Origin of the sequence: Leisingera sp. JC11, from assembly GCF_040704725.1 — a bacterium.
Taxonomy (GTDB): Bacteria; Pseudomonadota; Alphaproteobacteria; order Rhodobacterales; family Rhodobacteraceae; genus Leisingera.
Map to the genome: position 1 here is coordinate 133348 of NZ_JBFCVS010000011.1, position 20758 is coordinate 154105.

Sequence of the window (20758 nt, forward strand, 5' to 3'; positions counted from 1 at the left end):
AATTAAGCCTAGCCGAGGACGCCTGAGCGGGCAAGAGCCTTGCCTGGCGCCTCGGGCAAAGCGGTTTTATACCGCTTCCAGCCAGGACAGCCAATGGCTCTCCGGGGGGCGCTCCGCAAAGCCTTTCAGCTCCTGCCGCTTGGTCATCACCAGGTTCCGGATGGCCAGATCGGGCAGAATGCGGGCGATCAGCGGGTCGGTGTCGAACCAGTTGATCGCGGTCTCCCAGTCGGAGGCCAGTTGCGGCAGGCCCTCGATCTCGTAGATGTTGCCGTCAGAGGGGGCGGGCGGCTGCATCTTGTCCTCGATCCCGGCCAAGGCCGCACCCAGCACCGTGGCCAGCATCAGATAGGGGTTGATGTCGCCGCCTGCGACCCGGTGCTCGATCCGGCGCGCCTTGGGGCTGCCGCCGGGAATGCGGATGGCGGCAGTACGGTTTTCATACGCCCAGGCCGCACTGACCGGGGCATGGGCGCCCGGCACCAGCCGGTCATAGGAATTGCCATGCGGGGCAAAGATCAGCGAGCTGGCAGGCATCGCCGCCAGACAGCCTGCCACCGCGTGCAGCAGCAGGTCGGAGCCCTGTTCGCTGCCGTCATTGAAGACGTTGTTGCCGTCCTGATCCTCGACCGAGAAATGCACATGCATGCCGTTCCCGGCCTCTTCGGCATAGGGTTTGGCCATGAAGGTCGCGGCAAATCCGTGTTTGCGCGCAAGCCCTTTTACCAAGGCCTTGAACAGCCAGGCATCATCCGCGGCGCGCATCGCCTCCTGGTGGTGGAGGTTGATTTCGAACTGGCCAAGGCCGGCTTCGGAAATGGCGTCCTGGGCGGGAATGCCCATCGCCTCGGCGCCGTCGTACAGATCGGAGAAGAACTCGTCAAAGGCGTCCAGTTCGGCAATCGACAGCACCGATTGCTGATCCAGTTCGCGCCCCGTGAGCGGGTCGATCGGCGGGGCCGGGCGGGCGCCGCTGTCATCCAGCAGGCTGAACTCCATCTCGGTCGCGGCGACAACGGTCCAGCCGCGCGCGGTGTAGCGCGACAGCACGTCGGCCAGCACATGGCGCGGATCGCCCAGGAACGGGGACCCGTCTTCCCAGTACATCGCCATCGGCACCAGCGCCGAGGCGGTCTTGAGCCAGGGCATCGGCACCGGGCCGCGTTCGGTGGGCAGCATCACGCCGTCGGCATCGCCGGTTTCAAAGACCAGCGGGCTGTCTTCGACGTCGCGGCCCCACAGATCAACGTTGAGGGCAGACACCGGCATCCGCGCGCCGCCGCTGTCCAGCTTCCCGGCCTGGCTCGCGGGCAGCCGCTTGCCGCGCATCTGGCCGTTCATGTCACAGGCGGCAATGCGGATTGTCTTCAGTCCGGGCAGGTCCATAGGGGGCTCCATGAATTCGTTGCGCCAACCCTAGCCTAAGGAAATCCATTCGCCAAGATAATTTGATCAAAAGTTTGAAGTGAAGGCTGCGAGGGAGGTTTTCCGAGGTAAACTCAGGGGGCATCACGGCGCGGCACACTTGCTGGCAGTCCGCCCCCTCAAAGAAAATGGCTCCCGAAGGAGCCATTCTGCCTTTAGCGGATCAGGTTGGGGCGCCAGCGGAATTTCTTGCGCCGTTCCTGCGGCAGGTGCCTGTTCAGCCGCCGGTTCACAAAGCCGAACAGGGAAATGATCACCAGCGTCAGCAGGATGAAGTAGAAGGCCAGGATCGGGTAGGGAACAAACGGGTTGAAGGTCTTGTCCGCGAAATAGCTGGCGTAATACAGGGCGTCGCCCTGCTGGCGCCAGGCCGGGAAACCGGAGAAGAACACCAGCGTGGTGGCGTGGAACAGGAAGATCGCCTCGTTGGTGTAGGCGGGCCAGGCCAGCCGCAGCATGGTCGGGAAGGTGATGCGGCGGAACCGGTTCCAGCCGGTCATGCCATAGGCATCGGCGGCCTCAATGTCGCCCTTGGGGATCGACAGCAGCGCGCCGTAGAAGATCTCGCCCGAGTAGGCCGCGGTATTGCAGAACAGCACGATCAGCGCCCCCAGCCAGGCGGAGGTGAAGGGATCGAAGAAGCCGGACACGCCCTTAAGGCTCAGGAAGCAGGCGTAGGCGAAGAAGAACTGGATGAACAGCGGGCTGCCGCGGAACACGAAGATGAACCACTCCGCGGGCTTGCGGAACATAGGGTTCGGGCTTGACTTTCCGACTGCCAGGGCGACCGCCAGAAAGAAGCCGGTCATCAGCGCCAGCGCGCCGAAGTAGACATTCCAGAGCAGGCCGGAGCCGATCAGGGTGAAATGCTCGCACAGGGTATATTCGCCGCGCGGCAGCAGCCGCTCGCCAAAGCCGAGGGAGCGGAAGGCATAGGCCTGGATGGTTTCAACGCAACTCATGCCGCTGCCTTTCGTTGTGCTTCACCCGCTGCGGTGGCCTGGCCCCTGGTCAGACGGGTCATGACCCGGTCCAGCACAACCTCGGAGACTTTGGTGAAGCAGAGGTAGAACACCAGAAGCGCGGCAAAGTACCAGACGTGCCAGTTCGGGTGCGGGTAATCGGTGAAGCGTGCGGTCTTGGTGCCGCCGAGCTCGCGCGCCCAATAGACAATGTCCTCAACCCCCAGCAGGAACAGCAGCGGCGTGGATTTGATCAGCACCATCCACAGGTTCGACAGGCCCGGCAGCGCATAGACCCACATCTGCGGAACCAGGATGCGCCAGAACGCCTGGCGGTGGGTCATGCCGTATGCCTCAGCGGTTTCGATCTGGGCGCGCGGCACCGCGCGCATGGCGCCGTAAAGGACATTGGCAGCAAAGGCGCCAAAGACGATGGAGAAGGTCAGCACCGCCAGGAAGAACCCGTAAGTTTCATGCACCCATTGCGGCGCAGTGGAAAGCGGCAGCTTGGCCGCGTCGCAGACCACGAAGTCAATGCCCTGGCGGATCGGCTGGTCCCAGTCCGGGCATTTCACCTTGTGGCGCATCCACTCAAACGCCTGGTCCAGCGCGATGACGAAAAACAGGAAGAAGGCAATGTCCGGCACGCCGCGCACGATGCTGGTGTAGCCCTTGCCGAACCAGCGCAGCGGCAGGAATTTGGACCGCGCGGCGCTGGCGGCGCCGAAGCCGAACAAGAGCGCAACAGGGGCGGTGATGGCCAGCAGGGTCAGAACCACGAAGACCGAGATGTAGAGGTTCACATGCTTGCCGGTGGTCAGGTAGCAGCTGAGCCAGCTCAGCCCCTCAAGCGTTGATGGGTCCGTGCAGTAGGAAAACATGTTTGAGCCTGTCTTTCTCCGGTCGTGCCCGGCGCAATTCGCACCGGAAGAGAATGAATGAGGCCCGCGCGCCGCAGCGGCGGGCCTGCAAGATCCTGAAACAGGATCAGATTACCACTGGGAGGACACTTCCCACTTGGCGATCAGTTCGTTCAGCGAGCCGTCGTCTTTCATCGACTGGATCGCCGCATCGAACTTACCGCGCAGCTCAGCGTCCGATTCCCGGAAGCCCATGCCAACGCCGCCGCCCAGGGATTCGGATTTTTCCAGCATCACCAGGCCGTCGCCGATCACAGTGTCGAGGAAGCTCTTGTCGGCCAGAACCGCGTCGGCTTCGCCGTTGCGCACGGCCGCGACGGTTTCTTCCGGGGTGGCGAATTCGACCAGGGTCCAGCCCTGCTCAGCGATGAAGGCCGCCTGGATGGTGGTGGCCTGGGCTGCGATCACGCCGCCTTCCAGGTCGACGTCAGCGGACTGCGCCACATAGGCCGACGGATCCGGCGGCGTGTAGGGCTGGGTGAAGTCGATGACTTCGTCACGCTCGTCGGTGATCGACATGCCGGCGATGATGGTGTCGTAGTTGCCGGAAACCAGGTTCGGAATGATCGAATCCCAGTCGTTCTTGACCCACTCGCAGGTCAGTTCGGCGCGCTTGCACAGCTCATCGCCCAACTCGCGCTCGAAGCCGTCGATCTCGCCGGCGTCGTTGACGAAGTTCCACGGCGCATAGGCGCCCTCGGTGCCCAGGCGCACGGTGTCCGCCAGGCCCATGCCCGCGGTCAGCGCCAGGGCGGCGGTGCCAAGGATCAGTGATTTCATCAAGTTACTCCCATTTTGGTTGGTTATTGATTTCATTATTATTGCTCGTGGCGGGTCGATGACAAGAACGCCCGCAGCCGTTCGGAGCGGGTGCCGCCAAAGACTTCGTCCGGTGTGCCCTCTTCCTCGATCAGACCCTGGTGCAGGAAGACCACATGGCTGGACACATCGGCCGCCATTTTCATGTCGTGCGTCACGATCAGCATGGTGCGGCCTTCGGCGGCCAGATCCTTGATCACCTTGACCACTTCCTGCTCCAACTCGGGGTCCAGCGCGGAGGTGGGCTCGTCGAACAGCAGCGCCTCGGGCTCCATGCACAGGCCGCGGGCGATCGCCGCGCGCTGCTGCTGGCCGCCGGACAGCTGCGCCGGGTAGACATCGCATTTGTCGCCGATGCCGACCTTGGTCAGGTAATAGCGGGCCTTCTCCTCGACCTCAGCCTTGTCGCGGCCCAGCACGGTGACCGGCGCCTCCATCACATTCTGCAGAATGGTCATATGGGCCCACAGGTTGAACTGCTGGAACACCATCGACAGATTGGTGCGGATGCGCAGCACCTGCTTGGCGTCGGCAGGGCGGCGCGCCAGCCCCTGTCCGGTCCAGGTGATGGGCTCGCCCTTGAACAGGATTTCCCCCTGCTGGCTGTCCTCCAGAAGGTTGCAGCAGCGCAGCAGCGTGGACTTGCCCGATCCCGAAGATCCGATCAGCGACACCACATCGCCCTTCTTGGCGGTGATGTCGACGCCTTTGATCACTTCCAGCTCGCCATAGGATTTATGCAGGCCGCGGATTTGCAGAACGGGCGTAGTATCGGTCAAGGTGTCTTTGTCCCTGTGAGTGGAAATTCGTTCTTATTGGACCGAAAAAAAGAACGAATGCAACGTTCAAACCGCACAAGCTGGCACCTCAGGCGTCAAAATGGCGGGGTAAGAGGCCCAAATCGGAAGGGGGCGTTACGTCAGCTCCGTTGCGCGGATGCGTTGTTCGGTCAGCACCGGGCCGGGCGGGGTCGGCACCGCCAGATAATCACTGGGGGTGAACCGTACCAGTCCCTTCAGGTGCAGGCGGGCTCTGGTGTCCTCATCCAGGCTGCGGATGGCCGCCTCAATGGCTGTGAAAAGCTCATCCGCATCCCTGCCGAGGGCGGTGATGTAGGGCAGGGTGGGGGTCGGCACGGTGCGCTCGATTTCGCACAATCCGGTCGCGAAACCATCATACTGCTTGATCATTTCCCAGGTCAGCGCGTCGAGGGAGGCAAAGTCGGCGCGGCCCTCTGCGACGGCCTCGGCAGACAGCCGGTGACCGCCGCTTTCCACCAGTGCGCCAGGCAGGATGGAGCGTTCATGCAGATGCACCATCGGCGCGGCCCAGCCCGACTGCGACAGCGCTTCGTTGTAGGCAAAGCGGCGGCCGGTAAAGGCAGAGAGCGGCTGGCCCGTGTCCTCCTTGCGGGCGACAAATACGCTGTTGTAGTAGCCGGGCTCGCAGCCGGGCAGGCCGTAATCGGGGGTGCCCACCAGCTCCACTTCGCCATACAGCCGGGTGCGGTAGGGGCAACCGCAGGTTTGCGACAGCAAGAGGTCCGGGGATTTCCACACTTCCCAGAAATCGGCGCCGCGGGTCAGCTGATCCGGCCCGCCGCTCAGGTTTTTTCGGATCCCTGCCCAGAACGTGTCATTGGCCGCCTCGGTTTCCGGGCGGTCGTACATGCCTAGATGTGCAATCATTTCGCAGCCTCTGCCCGTTTGCGCGCCATGGCGCTGTCCACGTCCGAAACCCCAAGCAGGCTGGAGGACAGCCGCAGCAAAGCGTCCTCGTTGGCGTCCCGGCGGCCATCGGCCAGCGCCACCTGCCACAGCGCCTCGATCACACCGGTGCGGTCCTCATAGGCCACCGCGTCCTTGATCGCGCGGGTAAAGCGCACGGTGTCGGGGGCCTCGGCCTCCATCGCCTCTGCCTGTTCGCGCAGGATCAGCGCGCCGCCGGTGTCCAGCCCGTAGCGGGTGGTCAGGATGCGGTCGATGCGGTCCTTCTCCACTTCGGAATAGTTGTGGTCGGAGCGGGCAATCCGCACCAGCAGGGCCGTCAGCGCCAGCCGGGCGCCTTCGTTATCCAGCTGCGCCGGTGCCGGCACGAGCAGCCGGTTCAGCAGTTCCTTGAACATCAGCTGTCCTCCGCCGTGGGGCTGAATTTCTTCATCGCGCGGGCGCGGGCTTTTTCGCTGTCGGCATAGGACAGGCCCATGGCCTTGCGCGCATCCTCGATGATGGTGACTTCGCCCTCGTGCTCGTTACCATCGGCCAGCACCACCTCCCACAGCGCATCCAGCGCCGCCAGCCGTTCCTCAAGACCGGTGGTCTCGCGGATCAGGCGGCCGAAGGTGTCGGTCTCCGGCGCGGCGGCATGCAGTTTCTCGCATGTGGCGCGGACCTTGGCGGCTTCGATCGCATTGTGCTGGTAGAGGCGCGCCAGGATCCGATCGATCAGGCTGATTTCCTCCAGCTGGTATTCGCGGTCGGATTTCGCCACCCGCACCAGCAACGCCCCCAGCGCCAGCTCGGCATCCGGGTCCGGCAGTGCAGGCGGTTCGGAGGGGCGGAAAGCTTGGAAGAATTTCTTGAGCAAGGGCATCAGCAGACCTCAGGCAGAGCAGCAGGGCAGGCGGGGTCAGCCGCCGTATCCTTCGATGATGTGCATATCACCCGTCGAGACCAGATCGCGAAAGGCCTTGGCGTTTTGATAAGCCACGGAATCATAGCAGGCTTTTGCGGTTTCGAAATCCTTGAATTCAAGGACCACGGTGCGGGACCGGAAGGCGCCTTCGCGGACTTCCCGCTCGCCGCCGCGGATCAGGAACTTTGCATCGTATTCCGCCAGCACCGGGCGCGCGGCTTCGATATAGGCCTGATAGCGTTCCATGTCGCGCACATCCACGTGGGCGACCCAGTATCCTTTGGGCTTGTTTCCATCGGGCATGGGCTGCAGCCTCCCTTGTTCTTATGGTTGAGGGCAGGCTGATACAAAAGCGCGGCAAAGACAATGGGGCGGTTACCAGGAAATTCCCCGTATTGCCGGAAAATGTAATGGTTTCAAAGCGCTGCGGCAGAAAGCAAAACGCCCGCCGGAGGGGCGGGCGTTTCAAGGCTGCTTGCAGGCAGGGTCAGGCGATCTCGGCCAGGCGCGCCAGCGCTTCCTTGACCATGGCTTCTTCCTCCTCGCGCGCGGCGAGGTTCTCGCGGGCTTCCGCCACAACCTCTTCCGGCGCGGAGGCCGCGAATTTCGGGTTGTTCAGCCGCCCGCGCAGGCCCCCCAGTTCCTTGGCCAGCTTGCCCAGGGTCTTCTCCAGCCGTGCCTTTTCGGCGTCCACGTCGATCACATCCGCCAGCGGCAGGCCGAAGGACGCACCGGGGGCGGCGACCGAAGCGCAGCCCTTGGGGAAGCTCTCCACCTGCTCCAGCGAGGTGATGCGGGCGAGCTTCTGGATCATCGCCTCGTTCTTCTCCCAGGCCGTGCGGGCCTGATCCGAGAACTCGGTCACCACCATCGGGATCTTGGCGCCGGCCGGCACATGCATCTGCGCGCGGGTGGAGCGGATGTTCTCAATCGCGGTGATCACCCAGTTCATCTCGGCGTCGGCATCCGCATTGACCAGCTCGGTGCCGTAGGTCGGCCAATCGGCATGCACCAGCATCTTCTCGCGCTTGGCGGTGTTGCCCCACAGCTCCTCGGTGATGAAGGGCATGATCGGATGCAGCAGGATCATGCACTGGTCCAGCACCCAGCCCAGGGTCTGGCGGGTCTCTGCGATCACCGCCTCATCATCGGAGTTGAACAGGGGCTTCGACAGCTCGATGTACCAGTCGCAGACCTTGCCCCAGACAAAGGCATACAGCGCATTGGCCGCATCGTTGAAGCGGTAGGCCTCAAGCGCCGCGTCCACCTCGACCCGCACCTTGGCGGTTTCACCGATGATCCACTGGTTCACCGCCGCCTTGGCATCCGGGCAGGCGTAGGCGGGGACGGTTTCGTCATAGACGTTGTTGAAATGGGCAAAGTTCACCGCATTCCACAGCTTGGTGCCAAAGTTCCGGTAGCCCTTGAGCCGCTCCATATCCAGCTTCAGCACGCCGCCAAGCGCCGCCATCGCGGCGGAGGAAAAGCGCAGCGCGTCGGCGCCGAATTCTTCGATGATCTCCAGCGGGTCGACGACGTTGCCGGTGGATTTCGACATCTTCTTGCCTTTGGCGTCGCGCACCAGGCCATGCAGGTAGACGGTGTCGAAGGGGATACGCTCCTTGACCGGCAGGTTTTCGTCCAGCACCGCCAGCTGCATCATCATCATCCGGGCAACCCAGAAGAACAGGATGTCCTGACCGGTGACCAGGGTCGAGGTCGGGAAGTATTTCTGCATTTCCGGAGTGGCGTCCGGCCAGCCCAGGGTGCCGATCGGCCAGAGGCCGGAAGAGAACCAGGTGTCCAGCACGTCGGGATCGCGCCAGATACCTGTTGCGAAGTCACCACCCAGGACACCATCAGCCTCCTTCCAGTCTGCGACCTCGGTAACTGGGAAACCGTAGTAATCGGATGCCTTTGCGATGGCTTCTTCAGAAGACGAAGCGCAAAAGATGACCAGATCATCTGGTTGATACGACAACATGAGCGTGCCGTCGTCATTTTTGTTTATGTTTCCAGGTCCATACCAAACCGGGATCTGATGGCCCCACCACAGCTGGCGCGAGATGCACCAGGGCTCGATGTTCTCCAGCCAGTGGTAATAGGTCTTCTCACCGGATTCCGGCAGGATCTTCACATCACCGTTGCGCACTGCATCCAGCGCCGGGCCGACAACCTTTTCCGCGTCCACGAACCACTGGTCGGTCAGCATCGGCTCGATCACAACCTTGGAGCGGTCGCCAAAGGGCTGCATGATCGGCTTGTTCTCGACGTAGGGCTCCAGCACCTGGACGTCTTCGCCGCTCTCCGGGTCGGTCCTAGTGACGCTGTGCATCACCGCCAGGCCTTCGCTGGTGATCTGCTCGACCACCAGTTTACGCGCCTCGAACCGGTCCAGACCGCGCAGGTCGTCCGGCACCAGGTTGACGGCATCGGCCTCGTTCTCACTCAGGGTCTTCTCGCCCTTGGCCACCGCCATGGCAATGCCTGCGGCCTCGTCATAAGGCGCGCCGTCGGCCCGCATCTGGCCCTTGGTGTCCATCAGGCGGTACATCGGAATGCCGCCGCGCTTGGCAACCTGGTAGTCGTTGAAGTCATGCGCGCCGGTGATCTTCACGGCGCCGGAGCCGAAATCCTTGTCCGGGTATTCATCGGTGATGATCGGGATCAGGCGGCGGTGCTCCTTGGGGCCGACCGGGATTTCACACAGCTTGCCCACGATGGGGGCATAGCGTTCATCCGAGGGGTGCACAGCCACCGCGCCGTCGCCCAGCATGGTCTCGGGCCTTGTGGTGGCGATGGAGATATAGTCGCGCTCCTCCTCGAGGATCACGTTGCCGTCTTCGTCCTTCTCCACATAGGTGTAGGTGGCACCGTTCGCGAGCGGGTACTTGAAGTGCCACATGTGGCCTGCAACCTCGATGTTCTCCACCTCCAGGTCGGAGATCGCGGTCTCGAAATGCGGGTCCCAGTTGACCAGCCGCTTGCCGCGGTAGATCAGGCCCTTGTTGTACATCTCCACAAACACCTTGATCACGGCGTCGTGAAAATTGGGGGAGTTCTCGTGGCCCACACGGGTGTCGCCATGGGCGCCCGCCATGGTGAAGGCGGTGCGGGAGAAATCGCAGGAGGCGCCAAGGCGTTTCAGCTGCTCGACGATGGTGCCGCCGGATTTCTCCTTCCACTCCCAGACTTTCTCCAGGAATTTCTCGCGGCCCAGCTCGCGGCGCGACGGCTGCTGGGATTTGGCCAGCTCGCGCTCCACCACCATCTGGGTAGCGATGCCCGCGTGGTCGGTGCCCGGCTGCCACAGGGTGTCGTAGCCCTGCATCCGCTTCCAGCGGATCAGGATGTCTTGCAGGGTGTTGTTGAAGGCATGGCCCATGTGCAGCACGCCGGTGACGTTCGGCGGCGGGATCATGATGCAGTAGGTGGAGGCCTCCGGCTTGGCATTTGCGCCTGCCTTGAAACAGCCTGCTTCTTCCCAGGCCTTGTAAAGGCGGCTCTCGGCTTCGGCCGCGTTGAATGTCTTTTCCATCGCCATGCGCTCGATCCTGCGTGCGTGTTATTTCGGGTCGCGCTATCCCTTACCGAAAGGGGCGGCAAAGGGAAAGTCCCAGCCGTGCAGCTGCAGGCAGGCTGCGTGCCAAAGCGAAATTTTCCGGGAACCTGAGGCGGGCGGATGCGTTTTACCGTCACCATGCGCCGCGCGGCACCGCGGGACGCATCAGGCTTTCAGGCGTCCCGCTGCGGCGCGCAGACAAAGACGCCCGGCCCCTGCTGACGCGCATTCCGCGGTACGGGCCGGGCGCACGATTTTTCCTGCTGGGCAAAGGTTTGCCCGGCGCTGTTCGCGCAGCGGCCGTTAAAGCTTGTCCAGTGCCTCGTGCAGTTTTTCCAGTTCGCCCTCATGCATGGAGATCGCCTGCGCCTTGTAGGGGAAGTTCCTGGCGCGCACTTCCGACTGGAACTTTTGCAGCGCCTCGACCCGTTCCTGGTACATCTGCTTGTGCAGGCGCCCGAGGTCGCCGAAGGCATGGGCGTGGCGCGGCGGGCTTTCCGCTTCGCCGCAGATATCGGCCATGAACAGGAAGATCACATCGCCTGCATTGCCGGAGCCCAGGGATATGGTCACGATGGATGTGCGGCCGTTCAAAAGCCGCAGGGTGTCCTCGGCCACGCATTCAATCTCGCAGGCAAAGGCGCCGGCATTCTCGTAGCGTTTGAAGGTATCGTGGATCTGCATCGCTTCGTCCGCGGTGCGCCCGAATGCGCGCAGGCCGCCGCACCAGTGGCTGAGCGAGGGCACCAACCCCATGTGCACCTGCACCGGGATGCCTTCCCTGGCCAGCATTTCCACAACGTCATAGGAGCGGTTGGTGAAATACATGTCGGCGCCGTTCTCCATGCAGGTGATGGCATGGCGCATGATCTCGTCATTGGTGGCGAACTGGCCCCAGTTCATCGCGGTGCCTGCGAAATGGGTGGGGGCGATTTCGCGCGCCATCTCCAGATGCACGTCCCACAGCGTCAGCAGGTCGATGCCCGCGTCAACGCAGGCTTGAATCTCGGCCTCGTTGGCCGGGTTGCACATGGTCAGGCGCTCGCCGGTTTTCTTCAGGTCGATCAGATCCTTGACCGTGTAGTTGCGTTGCGCCGGGCGGCGGCCGAAGGTGTAGATGTTCTTCATGGGTTTCCCCTGTCGTTCAAATGGGAAAGCCGGGCCGCTGCGGGCCCGGCGGTTTATTTTGATTTCTGGTTACTCGGCTGCCCAGATTTTGCGGCGGCGCTCCTTGACCATCTCGTTGCCTTCGTCGGTGCCATCGTGGAAGGTGTTGAACCACTCGTCCCAGGGGGTCTCCCAGGTGCCGTAGTTGCAGTCGAAGAACCGGTGGTGCAGCTGGTGGAAGAAATCCCCGACCAGGAACTTGGCCTTGTCGCCGAACTTCAGATGCTCAAAGCCCGCGTGCGAGGTCGGGGCGCCGATCCCGTGGTGGAACAGCAGGAAAACCGCGTGCACCGGGTGCGAGGGCAGCAGGAAGAAAATCATCGTGTCGAACATCAGGAAGAAGCTCTCCACCGGGTGCATCGCCAGGCCGGACCAGGGGCCGGTGTTGATGTTGCGGTGATGCCACGCGTGCACCTTGGTATAGAGCACGCCCACATGCAGCAGCCGGTGCAGCCAGTAGAAGTGGAAGCCCGCCCAGATCGGGATGAAGACGGTCATGACCGTGAACCAGACCGGATTGCTCTCCAGCGTGATCATCGTCACCCAGCCGTTGGCATAGGCATAAAGGATGAAGCTCTCCCAGAAGGTCCAGAAGGTGAGTGCGGGGCCAAGGGTCCAGAACATGTTGTCCCAGACCTGGTTCTTGAAGGTGAAGACCTTGGCGCCCTTCATCATCGGGCGCATGTCATAGCGGTACTCATCCGCTTGCGTCCGGAACTTCCACAGCGCCAGATGCAGCCCGCCGGCCACCACCATCAGGATGCAGAAGTTGCGGAACCAGATCTCGAACACCCAGTCCCAGCTGAAGGTGGCGATGCGGTCCAGCGAGGGGGTGAAGAAGGTCCAGGTGATGATCGCAAAAACCAGCAGCAGCGCCCTGAGTGCGAGCGGGTTCCAGCTTTGCAGCAGGTATCTGATCGAAGCCAGCGGTTTCATCGGCCAATCCCAATAGGGGGAGGTCTGGATTGGAAGCTGGGGGGTGAAGTTCCAAATCTTCCGCTTGGGGCGCGGGGCGTTGGCGGGACTTGTCATGTCTCGTGTCTCATATGGCTGGTGAATTTGCCGCCGAAGCAGCGGGTGTTCGCTGCAGAGAACCCTAGGTGAGGGGCTGGAATTCCCAGCACGGTATGTCTTGCCGGTTAGGCTAAGTTCTGCTTAGCCTGCTTCCATGGCGACCCGGATCCCCTCCCTGAACTGGCTGCGCGTGTTTGAGGCCGCGGCACGCACCGAAAGCTTTGCCCGTGCCGCGGCGCAGCTGAACATGTCGGCGGCCGCCGTCAGCCAGCAGGTGAAGGCGCTGGAAACGCAGCTCGGCACACCGCTGTTTCACCGCCACGCCCACGCGGTGACGCTGACAGAGGCCGGGCGGGCCTATCTGCCCTCTGTGCAGCAGTCGCTGCTGATGCTGGAAACCGCCACCACCGGCCTGTTCGGGGAGAGCCGGGAACAGCGGCTGTTTGTGCAGTCTGTATTGCTGTTTGCCCACGGGGTGCTGGCGCGGGGGCTGCCGCAGTTCCAAGCCGCGCATCCGCAGGTCAGCCTGGCGCTCAGCACCGGCAATATGGCGGCGGACTTCGCCAACCAGTTCACCGACTTGCAGATCGTATTTGGCAACCCGTCGCTGTTCGGCACCGAAGGCGACGAACTGCTGCGGGAGGTGCTCTATCCGGTTGCGCCGCTGGAGATTGCTGCGCAAATCCAGTCTCCGCAGGACATTTTCCGCTTTCCCCTGATCGAAGTCTCGACCCACCGGGCCAGCTGGGTGCAGCTGTTTGAGAACCTGCGCCTGTCCCATGGGCAAGCGCGCTATTTTTTTGCCGACAACTCGCTGATGGCGGCGGAACTGTCGGCGCAGGGCATGGGGATTGCATTGGCGCGGGCGCCGGCGTCGGATGCGGTGGTCAGGGCCAGCGGGCTGGTGCGCTGCCTGCCGGACGTCGACGTGCCGGGGCAGGAGGCTTATCACCTGATCTATCCCGACCGCGGCGCCATGCGTCCCGCAGCAAAACTGTTCCGGGACTGGCTGCTGGATTACGTGAAAACGGTCTGACCCTTATTGCCCGGTCCGGTCCAGCTTGGTGGCCAGATGGATCAGGCTCTCGGAAGATCGCACGCCGCGGGCCTCTGCGATCCTGTCGATGGTGTCGTCCAGTTCCGCCGTGCTTTGCGCAACCACCTGCGCCAGCAGGTCGAACCGGCCGGAGGTCGTGTGCACCACCTCCACCCCCGGCAGGCTGCGCAGGCGGGCCAGCACCTCAGGCCCTGACCGCGGTTCAATCGACATCAGCACCGTGGCCTGCAGCGGCGGGCGGGCAGCGGCGGAGGACTTGAGCGTGTAGCCGGTAATGACGCCGGAGGTTTCGAGCCGCTCAATCCTGGCCTGCACGGTGGTGCGGGCGAGGCCCAGATGGCGGGCAAGTTCAGCCACCGGGCGGCGGGCGTTTTCCCGCAGCAGGGTGACAAGGCGCTGATCTGTGTCGTCGGTTTGCATGAATTGCCTGCGATGTGACGGTTGTTTTCGTCACTATAGGCAAAGTGCCAACCGGAATCGACGAAGAATGCGCGGAAAATATGCAAAACGAATGAGGATTACCCGATGCAGCAGATTCCCCCGCTTTGGCTTTCGCCTGAGTCCCACCTGGCCCGCAGCACGCCGGATCATCCGATCCTGTATTTCTCGCCGCGGGTCCTGCATGAGGTGGCGCGGCGGTTCCGCGAGGGGTTTCCGGGGCTGGTGACCTACGCGGTGAAGGCAAACCCGCATCCGGCGGTTCTGTCCAACTTGGTGGCTGCTGGGATCACGGCGTTTGACGTGGCCTCGCCCGCGGAAATGGAGGCGGTGCGCGCCGCCAGCCCTGATGCGGTCATGCACTACAACAACCCGATGCGCTCAGAGGCGGAGATCGAAGCCGGCATCGAACACGGCGTCGCCAGCTGGTCTGTGGATGAGCTGAGCGAGCTTGAGAAGCTGGACGCGGTGCCGCGCGACTGCGAGATCGCGGTGCGCTTTGCCCTGCCGGTGGCGGGCGCGGCCTATGATTTCGGCAGCAAGTTCGGTGCCGCACCGGAGGAGGCAGTAGACCTGCTGAAACAGGTTGCTGCCCGCGGCTGGACCCCGGCGCTGTGCTTCCACCCCGGCACTCAGTGCGAGGACGAAAGCGCCTGGGTCGAATATGTCCACGCCGCCAAGCGGATCATTGATCAGGCCGGTGTGAAGATTGCCCGGCTGAACGTCGGCGGTGGCTTTGCAGCCAACCGCGACGGCGTGGCACCGGATCTGGAGAAGGTCTTTGCCGCCATCGGCGAGGCCTCCGATGCGGCTTTTGGCATAGAGAAGCCCAGGCTGATCTGCGAGCCGGGGCGGGCGATGGTCTCTGAGAGCTTTACCCTGGCCGCCCGCATCAAGGGGATGCGCAAGGAAGGCGAGGTGGTGTTCCTCAATGACGGCATCTATGGCGGGCTGGTCGACATCCGCGACATGGGCCTGCCGGGCCGCGTCGAGGTCGTCGGCTCCGATGGCAAGCATCGCGGGGGCGAGCGCAAGCCGCGGGTGGTGTTCGGCCCAACTTGCGACAGTCTCGACCGGCTGCCGGACGGGCTGCCGCTGCCTTGTGATGCGGCGACAGGCGACTATGTTCTGTTCCCGGGGCTGGGCGCCTATTCCTCCGCCATGAGCACGCAGTTCAACGGCTACGGCCTCAGTGACGTGGCGACGGTGATAGAGCTGGCTGGACAACCGGCCAGCTAAGGGTAGTCTCGCCCCCGAACAGCCAGTCAGCGCGGACAGGGGGCAAGCATGGACAAATTCGGGAAGAGCCAGCCGGTAAAACGGGTCGAGGATGTCAGGTTCCTGACCGGGCAGGGCAACTACATCGAAGACGCTGCCCCGGCAGGCGCCTTGCGCGCCTGGGTGCTGCGCAGCCCGGTGGCGCATGGGATGATCACGGCGCTGCACACCGAAGACGCGCTGGAAGCCGACGGCGTCCATGCGGTGATCACACTGGCAGAGCTGGAGGCGGCGGGTATCGACGTCTCGATGGACAGCACCACGGTGAGGAACCGCGACGGCTCAGACGGTGCCTCGCCGGAACGGCCGATGCTGACACGCGACCGGGTGCGCTATGTCGGCGAACCCGTGGCTGTTGTTGTCGCCGAAACGCTGGAGCAGGCGCGCGATGCGGGTGAACTGATCGAGCTGGAAGTCGACGACCTGCCGGTCAAGCTGGACCTGATGCCCGGCGGCGAGCCGCTGCATGACGGCGTGCCGGACAACAAGGCCTTCGACTGGGGCATGGGGGATGAGGCCGCCACGGCCGAGGCCTTCAGTGCAGCCGCCCATACCGTCGCGCTGCAGGTTGAGGACAACCGGATCATGGTCAGCACCATGGAGCCGCGCGGCTGCTTTGCCGAATGGCAGGAGGGGCGGCTGCATTTCACCTTTGGCGGTCAGGGGGTCTGGGGCATAAAATCCCAACTGGCCGCCAAGCTGGGGCTGAACGAGGAGGACATCAGGGTCACCACGCCGGATGTCGGCGGCGGCTTCGGAATGAAGGCCTTTGCCTATCCGGAGTATTTTGCGGTGGCCCATGCCGCCACCGTGCTGAGCCGCCCGGTGTTCTGGATGTCGGACCGCAGCGAGGCAATGCTGAGCGATAATGGCGGGCGCGATCTGACCTCGCTGGCGGAGCTGGCCTTTGATGCGGACTTGAAGATCACCGCCTACCGCGTCAGCACCCGATGCAACCTTGGCGCTTACAACGCGCATTTCGGGCAGCCGATCCAGACCCAGCTGTTCAGCCGGGTGCTGGCCGGTGTCTATGACATTCAGACCGCCTGGCTGCAGGTGGAGGGGATCTATACCAACACCACCCAGGTCGACGCCTACCGGGGCGCCGGGCGGCCCGAAGCGATCTATGTGCTGGAACGGGTGATGGACCGCGCTGCGCGGGAGCTGGGGGTTGATCCGCTGGAGCTGCGGCGGCGGAATTTCATCAAGCCTGCGGCGTTTCCCTATGGCACCGTGACCGGGGAGACCTATGACGTTGGCGACTTCGATAAAGTGCTGAGTCGGGCTGCCGAGGAGGCGGATCTGAAGGGATTCGCCGCCCGCCGCGCGGAAAATGGTAAACGGGGCAAGTACCGGGGCGTCGGGGTCTGTTACTATATCGAAAGCATTTTGGGCGATCCTTCAGAAGGCGCGGAAGTGGAGTTTCTGGAGGATGGCCGGGTGAACATCTATGTCGGCACGCAAAGCAACGGGCAGGGGCATGAAACCGTCTATGCCCAGTTCCTGGCCGACCAGAGCGGCATCCCGTCCGAAAACATCCAGGTGATCCAGGGCGACAGCGACCGCATTGCCCAGGGCGGCGGCACCGGCGGCTCGCGCTCTGTCACCACCCAGGCCAACGCGACGCTGGCCGCGGTGGAGACCATGATTGCCGCCTTTACCCCCTTCCTGGCGGAAGAGATGGGGGCGGAAGAAGACGCCGTGGAGTTCGACGGCGAAACCTTCCGGGCACCGGGATCAAACCTGACCCCGACCATGCTGGAAGCGGCAGAGATGGCCCGCGCGAAAGGCCGCGCTGACCTGCAGCGCCACGCGGCGCGGGCACGGCTGCCGGGGCGTTCGTTTCCGAACGGCGCACATATTGCCGAAATTGTTATCGACCCGGAGACTGGGCAAGCCGATGTGGAGCGCTACACTGTAGTTGACGATTTCGGTAATCTGATCAACCCGATGCTGGCCGAAGGCCAAGTGCATGGCGGGGTGGCGCAGGGGCTGGGACAGGCCATGCTGGAGCGCGTTGTTTACGATGAGGATGGACAGCTGCTCACGGCTTCGTTCATGGACTATGCCTTGCCGCGGGCCAGCGGCGTCCCCATGATTGGGTTTACCTCCGAGCCGGTGCCTTCGACACAGAACCCGATGGGGATGAAGGGCTGCGGCGAGGCGGGCACCGTCGGTGCGCTGGCAGCAGTGGCAAACGCGGTGCAGGACGCGGTCTGGGACCGCGGCGTGCGGCAGGTGGACATGCCGTTCACCCCGCTGAGGATTTGGGAAGTGCTTAGGGATGTTTCTGAAGCAGCTGAGTAAGAGGGTTTTAGGGTGGCTTGGGCGGCCGCTGCGATCGGAGCATTCCGGTGAAACCAAGCTGCGCGGGCCGCAAGCCCATGTGATCATTCTGGACGGCACCATGTCGACACTGGAAAGGGGCCACGAAACCCACCCCGGCCAGCTGTTCCGCCTGTGCCGGAAAATGAGTGGCCAGGTGTCGGTCTTCTACGAATCCGGTGTGCAATGGAAGGGCTGGGGCAGCGCCCCGGATGTGATGATGGGGCGCGGCATCAACCGGCAGATCCGCCGCGCCTATGGCTATCTGGCGTCGCGCTACCGGCCCGGCGACAGGATCTACCTGTTCGGATACTCCCGCGGCGCCTATGCGGTGCGCTCGCTGGCAGGGGTGATCGACCGGGTCGGATTGCTGAAGCCCGAACATGCCACCGTCCGCCACATCCGTACCGCCTACCGGCACTACCGGCTGAACGGGCGCTCCAAGTCCGGGGCGGCCTTTACCACCGCTCACTGCCATGATGAGGTGGAAATCGAGATGGTCGGCGTCTGGGATACGGTGAAGGCGCTGGGCCTGCGCCTGCCGCTGCTGTGGCGCTGGGCGGAACGGCAGCATAATTTCCACAACCATACGCTGGGTCCGCATATCAAGAGCGGCTACCACGCCTTGGCGCTGGATGAGACGCGCGACGTGTACAAGCCGGTTCTGTGGGACTGCCCCAAGGGCTGGAACGGCCATGTCGAGCAGGTCTGGTTCCGTGGCGCGCATGGCGATGTGGGCGGCCAGTTGGGTGGGTTCGAAGACGCGCGGCCGCTGGCCAATGTCTCGCTGATCTGGATGCTGGAGAAGGCAGAGGAGCGCGGCCTGCCGCTGCCCAGCGACTGGCGCATGCGTTTTCCGGTGGACCCCAAGGCGCCCTCGGTCGGCACTTGGCAGGGGTGGGCCAAGATTTTCCTGCTGCGCAGCCGCCGCCGGGTCGGGCTGGATGCCAGCGAACGGCTGCACAGCAGTGTCGATAGCGGCCGCCAGGGGACGCCGGCGGCTGGCGGCTGGCTGGCCAGATTCTCAAAAACCTGACGGGTACAGACGCTGGCAGTCCGGAACCCCCCGATCCGGTTTTCAGTTTCGGGAAGCGGCGGCGTTACTGACCGGCCGCTATGCGCTGCTGCAATTCTTTTTGCAGCCGTTTCAGCGACCGCGACACGATCAGCTTGTGCGCCGGGCGGACCGGCAGCATGTAGAGGCGGCCGAACAGGTTACGGGTTTTCACGGACGAGGTGATGCTCAGCACCCCGCTGCTGCTGGTGACGCAGGTCATCACATCCAGATGCCGGTCCCGGACCGTCAGGGTCAGAACCTCGTCCGATACGGCCTCCACCAGAAAAAAGTCGAGCTTGCTGCCAACTGCCACATCCTCGTGCCGCCGGCCGGAGAAGCTGCCGATCCGCTTGACCCCGAACAGGGCGGAGATGGCGTCGCGAAGGCGGAAGGCCAGCTTCAGGCCGGGCAGGGGCCGGGAATGCATGATGTTCCAGGCCTCCAGCGGCGTGACCTGAACCGGCAGAACCAGTGATTGGGTGTCCAGGAAGTCCAGCTCGCTGACAGGCGCCAGAACCTGGATGCGGGCGGTTGCGGCCCGGGCGAGGCTGTTTGGCGGCATGACCAGCCTTTCTGCTGTTTTTCATATGCTTGCACATACTTAGGTGGAAAGCCGCAGCAGACAAGGCCGCACCTGGCGGCCTAGGGCTCAGCGCGGTGCGATCTGCATCACGATACAGGTGGTGGAGCCGGTGGCGTAGAGCTTTCCGTCCTCCAGCCCGCGGATCTCGCCATGGGCCACACCGGTGGAGCGGCCGACATGGTCGATGCTGCCGGTGCAGTCGATCGTGGTGCCCAGCGGGATCGGCCGCAGGATGTTGATCTTGTATTCCAGCGTTGTGTAGACCGCGCCCAGCGGCACCTTGGTCATCACCGCGCAGGCCATCGCGCTGTCCAGGAGCGTGCCGTACCAGCCGCCATGCACGGTGCCCATCGGGTTGCAGACATGGAAGTCCGGCGTGCCGCGGAACACCACCTGGCCGTCTTCGACACTGTGCAGGCGATAGCCCAGTGTCTCGGCAATCGGCGGGCCGGGCAGACGGCCGTCGAGAATGCCCTGCATGAAATCGAGGCCGGAAACCTGGGATATCTGATCGATTGTCAGCAGATCAGAGGGCTGTTTGGCATAGAACATGGCGCGCGGGTCCTTGGCGGGCAGATGCCGCCATTAGAAACCGCGCGCCGTTTTGCGCAACGCTTACGCCACGTTCTGAAGCGACACCTTGGGGGTGACACCCAGGGCAAAACAGACGTCGCGGGTCAGTTCCGGCCGGTTCAGCGTGTAGAAGTGCAGCTTGTCCACGCCGCCCTCCAGCAGGTCTGAGCAGAGTTCAGTGCAGAGCGCGGTTGCAAGCAGCTCCTCGCGGCCGTCGCGCAGCGCCTTCTCAAAGGCATGCTCGACCCAATCGGGAATGACGGTGCCGCAGCGCTTGGCAAAATTGCGGGCGCCTTTCCAGTTTTCGATCGGCAGGATGCCCGGTGTCAGCTTGGCTCCGTCGATCCCGGCCTTCTCGCAGGCATCGCGGAAGCGGAAGAAGGTCTCAGCCTCGAAGAAGAACTGCGTCAGCGCCTCATCGGCACCGGCATCCAGCTTGCGCTTCAGCCATTCCACATCCGCAGCCTGATCGGCAGCATCCGGGTGGCGGTCCGGATAGGCGCCGACCTTGATGTTGAAGTCGCCGCGCGCCGACAAGCCCTTGATCAGCTCGACGGAATTGGCAAAGCCGTCCGGGTGCGGCGTGAACCTGCCTTCGCCCTTGGGCGGGTCGCCGCGCAGGGCGACGATCTCGGTGACGCCGGCCTCGGCGAACTGGTCTGCGATCTCCAGTGTTTCCGCCTTGGAGGCGTTCACGCAGGTCAGATGCGCGGCCACGTTCAGGCCGGAGGAATTGTGCAGCGTCGACACTGCGTCGCGGGTCAGGGTGCGGGTGGTGCCGCCGGCACCATAGGTCACCGAAACAAAGCGCGGGTCCATCGGGGCGAGGACCTGCACGGTGTCCCAAAGCCGGAAGGAGGCTTCGAGATTTTGCGGCGGGAAGAATTCGAAGGAAATCTTGGGCGTCGTCATCTCAGGTCTCTCGCTAGGTTGATGTCAGCTCT

At 63.6% G+C, this 20758-nt stretch carries 20 protein-coding genes; 4 read left to right on the top strand and 16 right to left on the bottom strand.

All coding sequences use genetic code 11. From position 1 onward, the window contains the following. Positions 1 to 66 precede the first annotated feature (66 nt). The 12 genes from AB1A62_RS14000 to AB1A62_RS14055 all read right to left on the bottom strand — a co-directional run bounded on the left by AB1A62_RS14000 (position 67) and on the right by AB1A62_RS14055 (position 12521). On the bottom strand, positions 67 to 1386 hold the full coding sequence (locus AB1A62_RS14000) for a glutamine synthetase family protein (RefSeq protein WP_366662073.1): 1320 nt from the start codon (positions 1384 to 1386) through the stop codon (positions 67 to 69). A 194-nt stretch (positions 1387 to 1580) separates the two neighbouring features. Further along, complete coding sequence (locus AB1A62_RS14005; protein WP_366662074.1) at positions 1581 to 2387, bottom strand: ABC transporter permease subunit; 807 nt, start codon at positions 2385 to 2387, stop codon at positions 1581 to 1583. Beyond that, complete coding sequence (locus AB1A62_RS14010) at positions 2384 to 3268, bottom strand: ABC transporter permease subunit (RefSeq protein ID WP_366662075.1); 885 nt, start codon at positions 3266 to 3268, stop codon at positions 2384 to 2386. Before AB1A62_RS14010 ends, AB1A62_RS14005 begins: the two co-directional genes overlap by 4 nt. Before the next feature lie 111 nt (positions 3269 to 3379). Continuing rightward, the gene (locus AB1A62_RS14015; protein ID WP_366662076.1) at positions 3380 to 4087 is read right to left on the bottom strand and encodes a transporter substrate-binding domain-containing protein; all 708 of its coding nucleotides are present in this window, start codon (positions 4085 to 4087) and stop codon (positions 3380 to 3382) included. A 38-nt stretch (positions 4088 to 4125) separates the two neighbouring features. Further along, on the bottom strand, positions 4126 to 4905 hold the full coding sequence (locus AB1A62_RS14020) for an ATP-binding cassette domain-containing protein (protein WP_174146657.1): 780 nt from the start codon (positions 4903 to 4905) through the stop codon (positions 4126 to 4128). A 135-nt stretch (positions 4906 to 5040) separates the two neighbouring features. Next, the gene (locus tag AB1A62_RS14025; protein ID WP_366662077.1) at positions 5041 to 5814 is read right to left on the bottom strand and encodes a PhnD/SsuA/transferrin family substrate-binding protein; all 774 of its coding nucleotides are present in this window, start codon (positions 5812 to 5814) and stop codon (positions 5041 to 5043) included. After that, on the bottom strand, positions 5811 to 6251 hold the full coding sequence (locus AB1A62_RS14030) for a TerB family tellurite resistance protein (protein WP_366662078.1): 441 nt from the start codon (positions 6249 to 6251) through the stop codon (positions 5811 to 5813). The genes AB1A62_RS14025 and AB1A62_RS14030 overlap by 4 nt, the downstream gene beginning before the upstream one ends. Next, a complete protein-coding gene (locus AB1A62_RS14035; protein WP_366662109.1) occupies positions 6251 to 6712 on the bottom strand; it encodes a TerB family tellurite resistance protein in 462 nt (153 codons plus the stop codon). The genes AB1A62_RS14030 and AB1A62_RS14035 overlap by 1 nt, the downstream gene beginning before the upstream one ends. 42 nt (positions 6713 to 6754) lie before the next feature. Beyond that, positions 6755 to 7063 (bottom strand): DUF1330 domain-containing protein, encoded by a 309-nt coding sequence (locus tag AB1A62_RS14040; protein WP_366662079.1) that lies wholly within the window; start codon positions 7061 to 7063, stop codon positions 6755 to 6757. A gap of 184 nt (positions 7064 to 7247) precedes the next feature. Next, entirely contained in the window at positions 7248 to 10304 is a 3057-nt protein-coding gene (locus tag AB1A62_RS14045) for a valine--tRNA ligase (RefSeq protein WP_366662080.1), read from the bottom strand. 321 nt (positions 10305 to 10625) lie between these two features. Further along, positions 10626 to 11450 (bottom strand): 3-methyl-2-oxobutanoate hydroxymethyltransferase, encoded by an 825-nt coding sequence (locus AB1A62_RS14050; protein ID WP_366662081.1) that lies wholly within the window; start codon positions 11448 to 11450, stop codon positions 10626 to 10628. Between the two features lie 69 nt (positions 11451 to 11519). After that, positions 11520 to 12521 (bottom strand): sterol desaturase family protein, encoded by a 1002-nt coding sequence (locus tag AB1A62_RS14055; protein ID WP_366662082.1) that lies wholly within the window; start codon positions 12519 to 12521, stop codon positions 11520 to 11522. 136 nt (positions 12522 to 12657) lie between these two features. Between AB1A62_RS14055 and AB1A62_RS14060 the strand changes: the two genes are divergently transcribed. Next, entirely contained in the window at positions 12658 to 13539 is an 882-nt protein-coding gene (locus tag AB1A62_RS14060; RefSeq protein ID WP_366662083.1) for a LysR family transcriptional regulator, read from the top strand. Between the two features lie 3 nt (positions 13540 to 13542). On the opposite strand, the gene AB1A62_RS14065 is transcribed toward AB1A62_RS14060, so the two are convergent. Further along, the gene (locus tag AB1A62_RS14065; RefSeq protein WP_366662084.1) at positions 13543 to 13980 is read right to left on the bottom strand and encodes an Lrp/AsnC family transcriptional regulator; all 438 of its coding nucleotides are present in this window, start codon (positions 13978 to 13980) and stop codon (positions 13543 to 13545) included. Positions 13981 to 14085: 105 nt separating this feature from the next. Here AB1A62_RS14065 and AB1A62_RS14070 point away from each other — a divergent pair, with 105 nt between their 5' ends. From AB1A62_RS14070 to AB1A62_RS14080, 3 genes are read left to right on the top strand one after another with little or no spacing between them, the layout of a single operon-like run. Then, positions 14086 to 15237, top strand: coding sequence for a type III PLP-dependent enzyme (locus AB1A62_RS14070; RefSeq protein WP_366662085.1), 1152 nt, complete (start codon positions 14086 to 14088; stop codon positions 15235 to 15237). Between the two features lie 48 nt (positions 15238 to 15285). Then, positions 15286 to 17583, top strand: a complete 2298-nt coding sequence (locus tag AB1A62_RS14075; protein WP_366662086.1) for a xanthine dehydrogenase family protein molybdopterin-binding subunit — start codon at positions 15286 to 15288, stop codon at positions 17581 to 17583. Beyond that, positions 17561 to 18637, top strand: a complete 1077-nt coding sequence (locus AB1A62_RS14080) for a DUF2235 domain-containing protein (RefSeq protein ID WP_366662087.1) — start codon at positions 17561 to 17563, stop codon at positions 18635 to 18637. The genes AB1A62_RS14075 and AB1A62_RS14080 overlap by 23 nt, the downstream gene beginning before the upstream one ends. A 64-nt stretch (positions 18638 to 18701) precedes the next feature. Here the strand turns inward: AB1A62_RS14080 and AB1A62_RS14085 are convergent, their stop codons facing one another. From AB1A62_RS14085 to metF, 3 genes are all read right to left on the bottom strand, one after another. Next, on the bottom strand, positions 18702 to 19220 hold the full coding sequence (locus AB1A62_RS14085; RefSeq protein WP_366662088.1) for a DUF2867 domain-containing protein: 519 nt from the start codon (positions 19218 to 19220) through the stop codon (positions 18702 to 18704). An 87-nt stretch (positions 19221 to 19307) separates the two neighbouring features. Then, on the bottom strand, positions 19308 to 19793 hold the full coding sequence (locus AB1A62_RS14090) for a PaaI family thioesterase (protein ID WP_366662089.1): 486 nt from the start codon (positions 19791 to 19793) through the stop codon (positions 19308 to 19310). A 63-nt stretch (positions 19794 to 19856) separates the two neighbouring features. Next, entirely contained in the window at positions 19857 to 20726 is an 870-nt protein-coding gene (metF, locus tag AB1A62_RS14095) for a methylenetetrahydrofolate reductase [NAD(P)H] (protein WP_366662090.1), read from the bottom strand. Between the last annotated feature and the right edge of the window lie 32 nt (positions 20727 to 20758).

What these genes read in the sequence shown, in the direction of transcription:
- AB1A62_RS14000 (WP_366662073.1), bottom strand. Translation starts at nt 1,386, where the DNA reads ATGGACCTGCCCGGACTGAAGACAATCCGCATTGCCGCCTGTGACATG.
- AB1A62_RS14005 (WP_366662074.1), bottom strand. Translation starts at nt 2,387, where the DNA reads ATGAGTTGCGTTGAAACCATCCAGGCCTATGCCTTCCGCTCCCTCGGC.
- AB1A62_RS14010 (WP_366662075.1), bottom strand. Translation starts at nt 3,268, where the DNA reads ATGTTTTCCTACTGCACGGACCCATCAACGCTTGAGGGGCTGAGCTGG.
- AB1A62_RS14015 (WP_366662076.1), bottom strand. Translation starts at nt 4,087, where the DNA reads ATGAAATCACTGATCCTTGGCACCGCCGCCCTGGCGCTGACCGCGGGC.
- AB1A62_RS14025 (WP_366662077.1), bottom strand. Translation starts at nt 5,814, where the DNA reads ATGATTGCACATCTAGGCATGTACGACCGCCCGGAAACCGAGGCGGCC.
- AB1A62_RS14030 (WP_366662078.1), bottom strand. Translation starts at nt 6,251, where the DNA reads ATGTTCAAGGAACTGCTGAACCGGCTGCTCGTGCCGGCACCGGCGCAG.
- AB1A62_RS14040 (WP_366662079.1), bottom strand. Translation starts at nt 7,063, where the DNA reads ATGCCCGATGGAAACAAGCCCAAAGGATACTGGGTCGCCCACGTGGAT.
- AB1A62_RS14045 (WP_366662080.1), bottom strand. Translation starts at nt 10,304, where the DNA reads ATGGCGATGGAAAAGACATTCAACGCGGCCGAAGCCGAGAGCCGCCTT.
- AB1A62_RS14050 (WP_366662081.1), bottom strand. Translation starts at nt 11,450, where the DNA reads ATGAAGAACATCTACACCTTCGGCCGCCGCCCGGCGCAACGCAACTAC.
- AB1A62_RS14055 (WP_366662082.1), bottom strand. Translation starts at nt 12,521, where the DNA reads ATGACAAGTCCCGCCAACGCCCCGCGCCCCAAGCGGAAGATTTGGAAC.
- AB1A62_RS14060 (WP_366662083.1), top strand. Translation starts at nt 12,658, where the DNA reads ATGGCGACCCGGATCCCCTCCCTGAACTGGCTGCGCGTGTTTGAGGCC.
- AB1A62_RS14065 (WP_366662084.1), bottom strand. Translation starts at nt 13,980, where the DNA reads ATGCAAACCGACGACACAGATCAGCGCCTTGTCACCCTGCTGCGGGAA.
- AB1A62_RS14070 (WP_366662085.1), top strand. Translation starts at nt 14,086, where the DNA reads ATGCAGCAGATTCCCCCGCTTTGGCTTTCGCCTGAGTCCCACCTGGCC.
- AB1A62_RS14075 (WP_366662086.1), top strand. Translation starts at nt 15,286, where the DNA reads ATGGACAAATTCGGGAAGAGCCAGCCGGTAAAACGGGTCGAGGATGTC.
- AB1A62_RS14080 (WP_366662087.1), top strand. Translation starts at nt 17,561, where the DNA reads ATGTTTCTGAAGCAGCTGAGTAAGAGGGTTTTAGGGTGGCTTGGGCGG.
- AB1A62_RS14085 (WP_366662088.1), bottom strand. Translation starts at nt 19,220, where the DNA reads ATGCCGCCAAACAGCCTCGCCCGGGCCGCAACCGCCCGCATCCAGGTT.
- AB1A62_RS14090 (WP_366662089.1), bottom strand. Translation starts at nt 19,793, where the DNA reads ATGTTCTATGCCAAACAGCCCTCTGATCTGCTGACAATCGATCAGATA.
- metF (WP_366662090.1), bottom strand. Translation starts at nt 20,726, where the DNA reads ATGACGACGCCCAAGATTTCCTTCGAATTCTTCCCGCCGCAAAATCTC.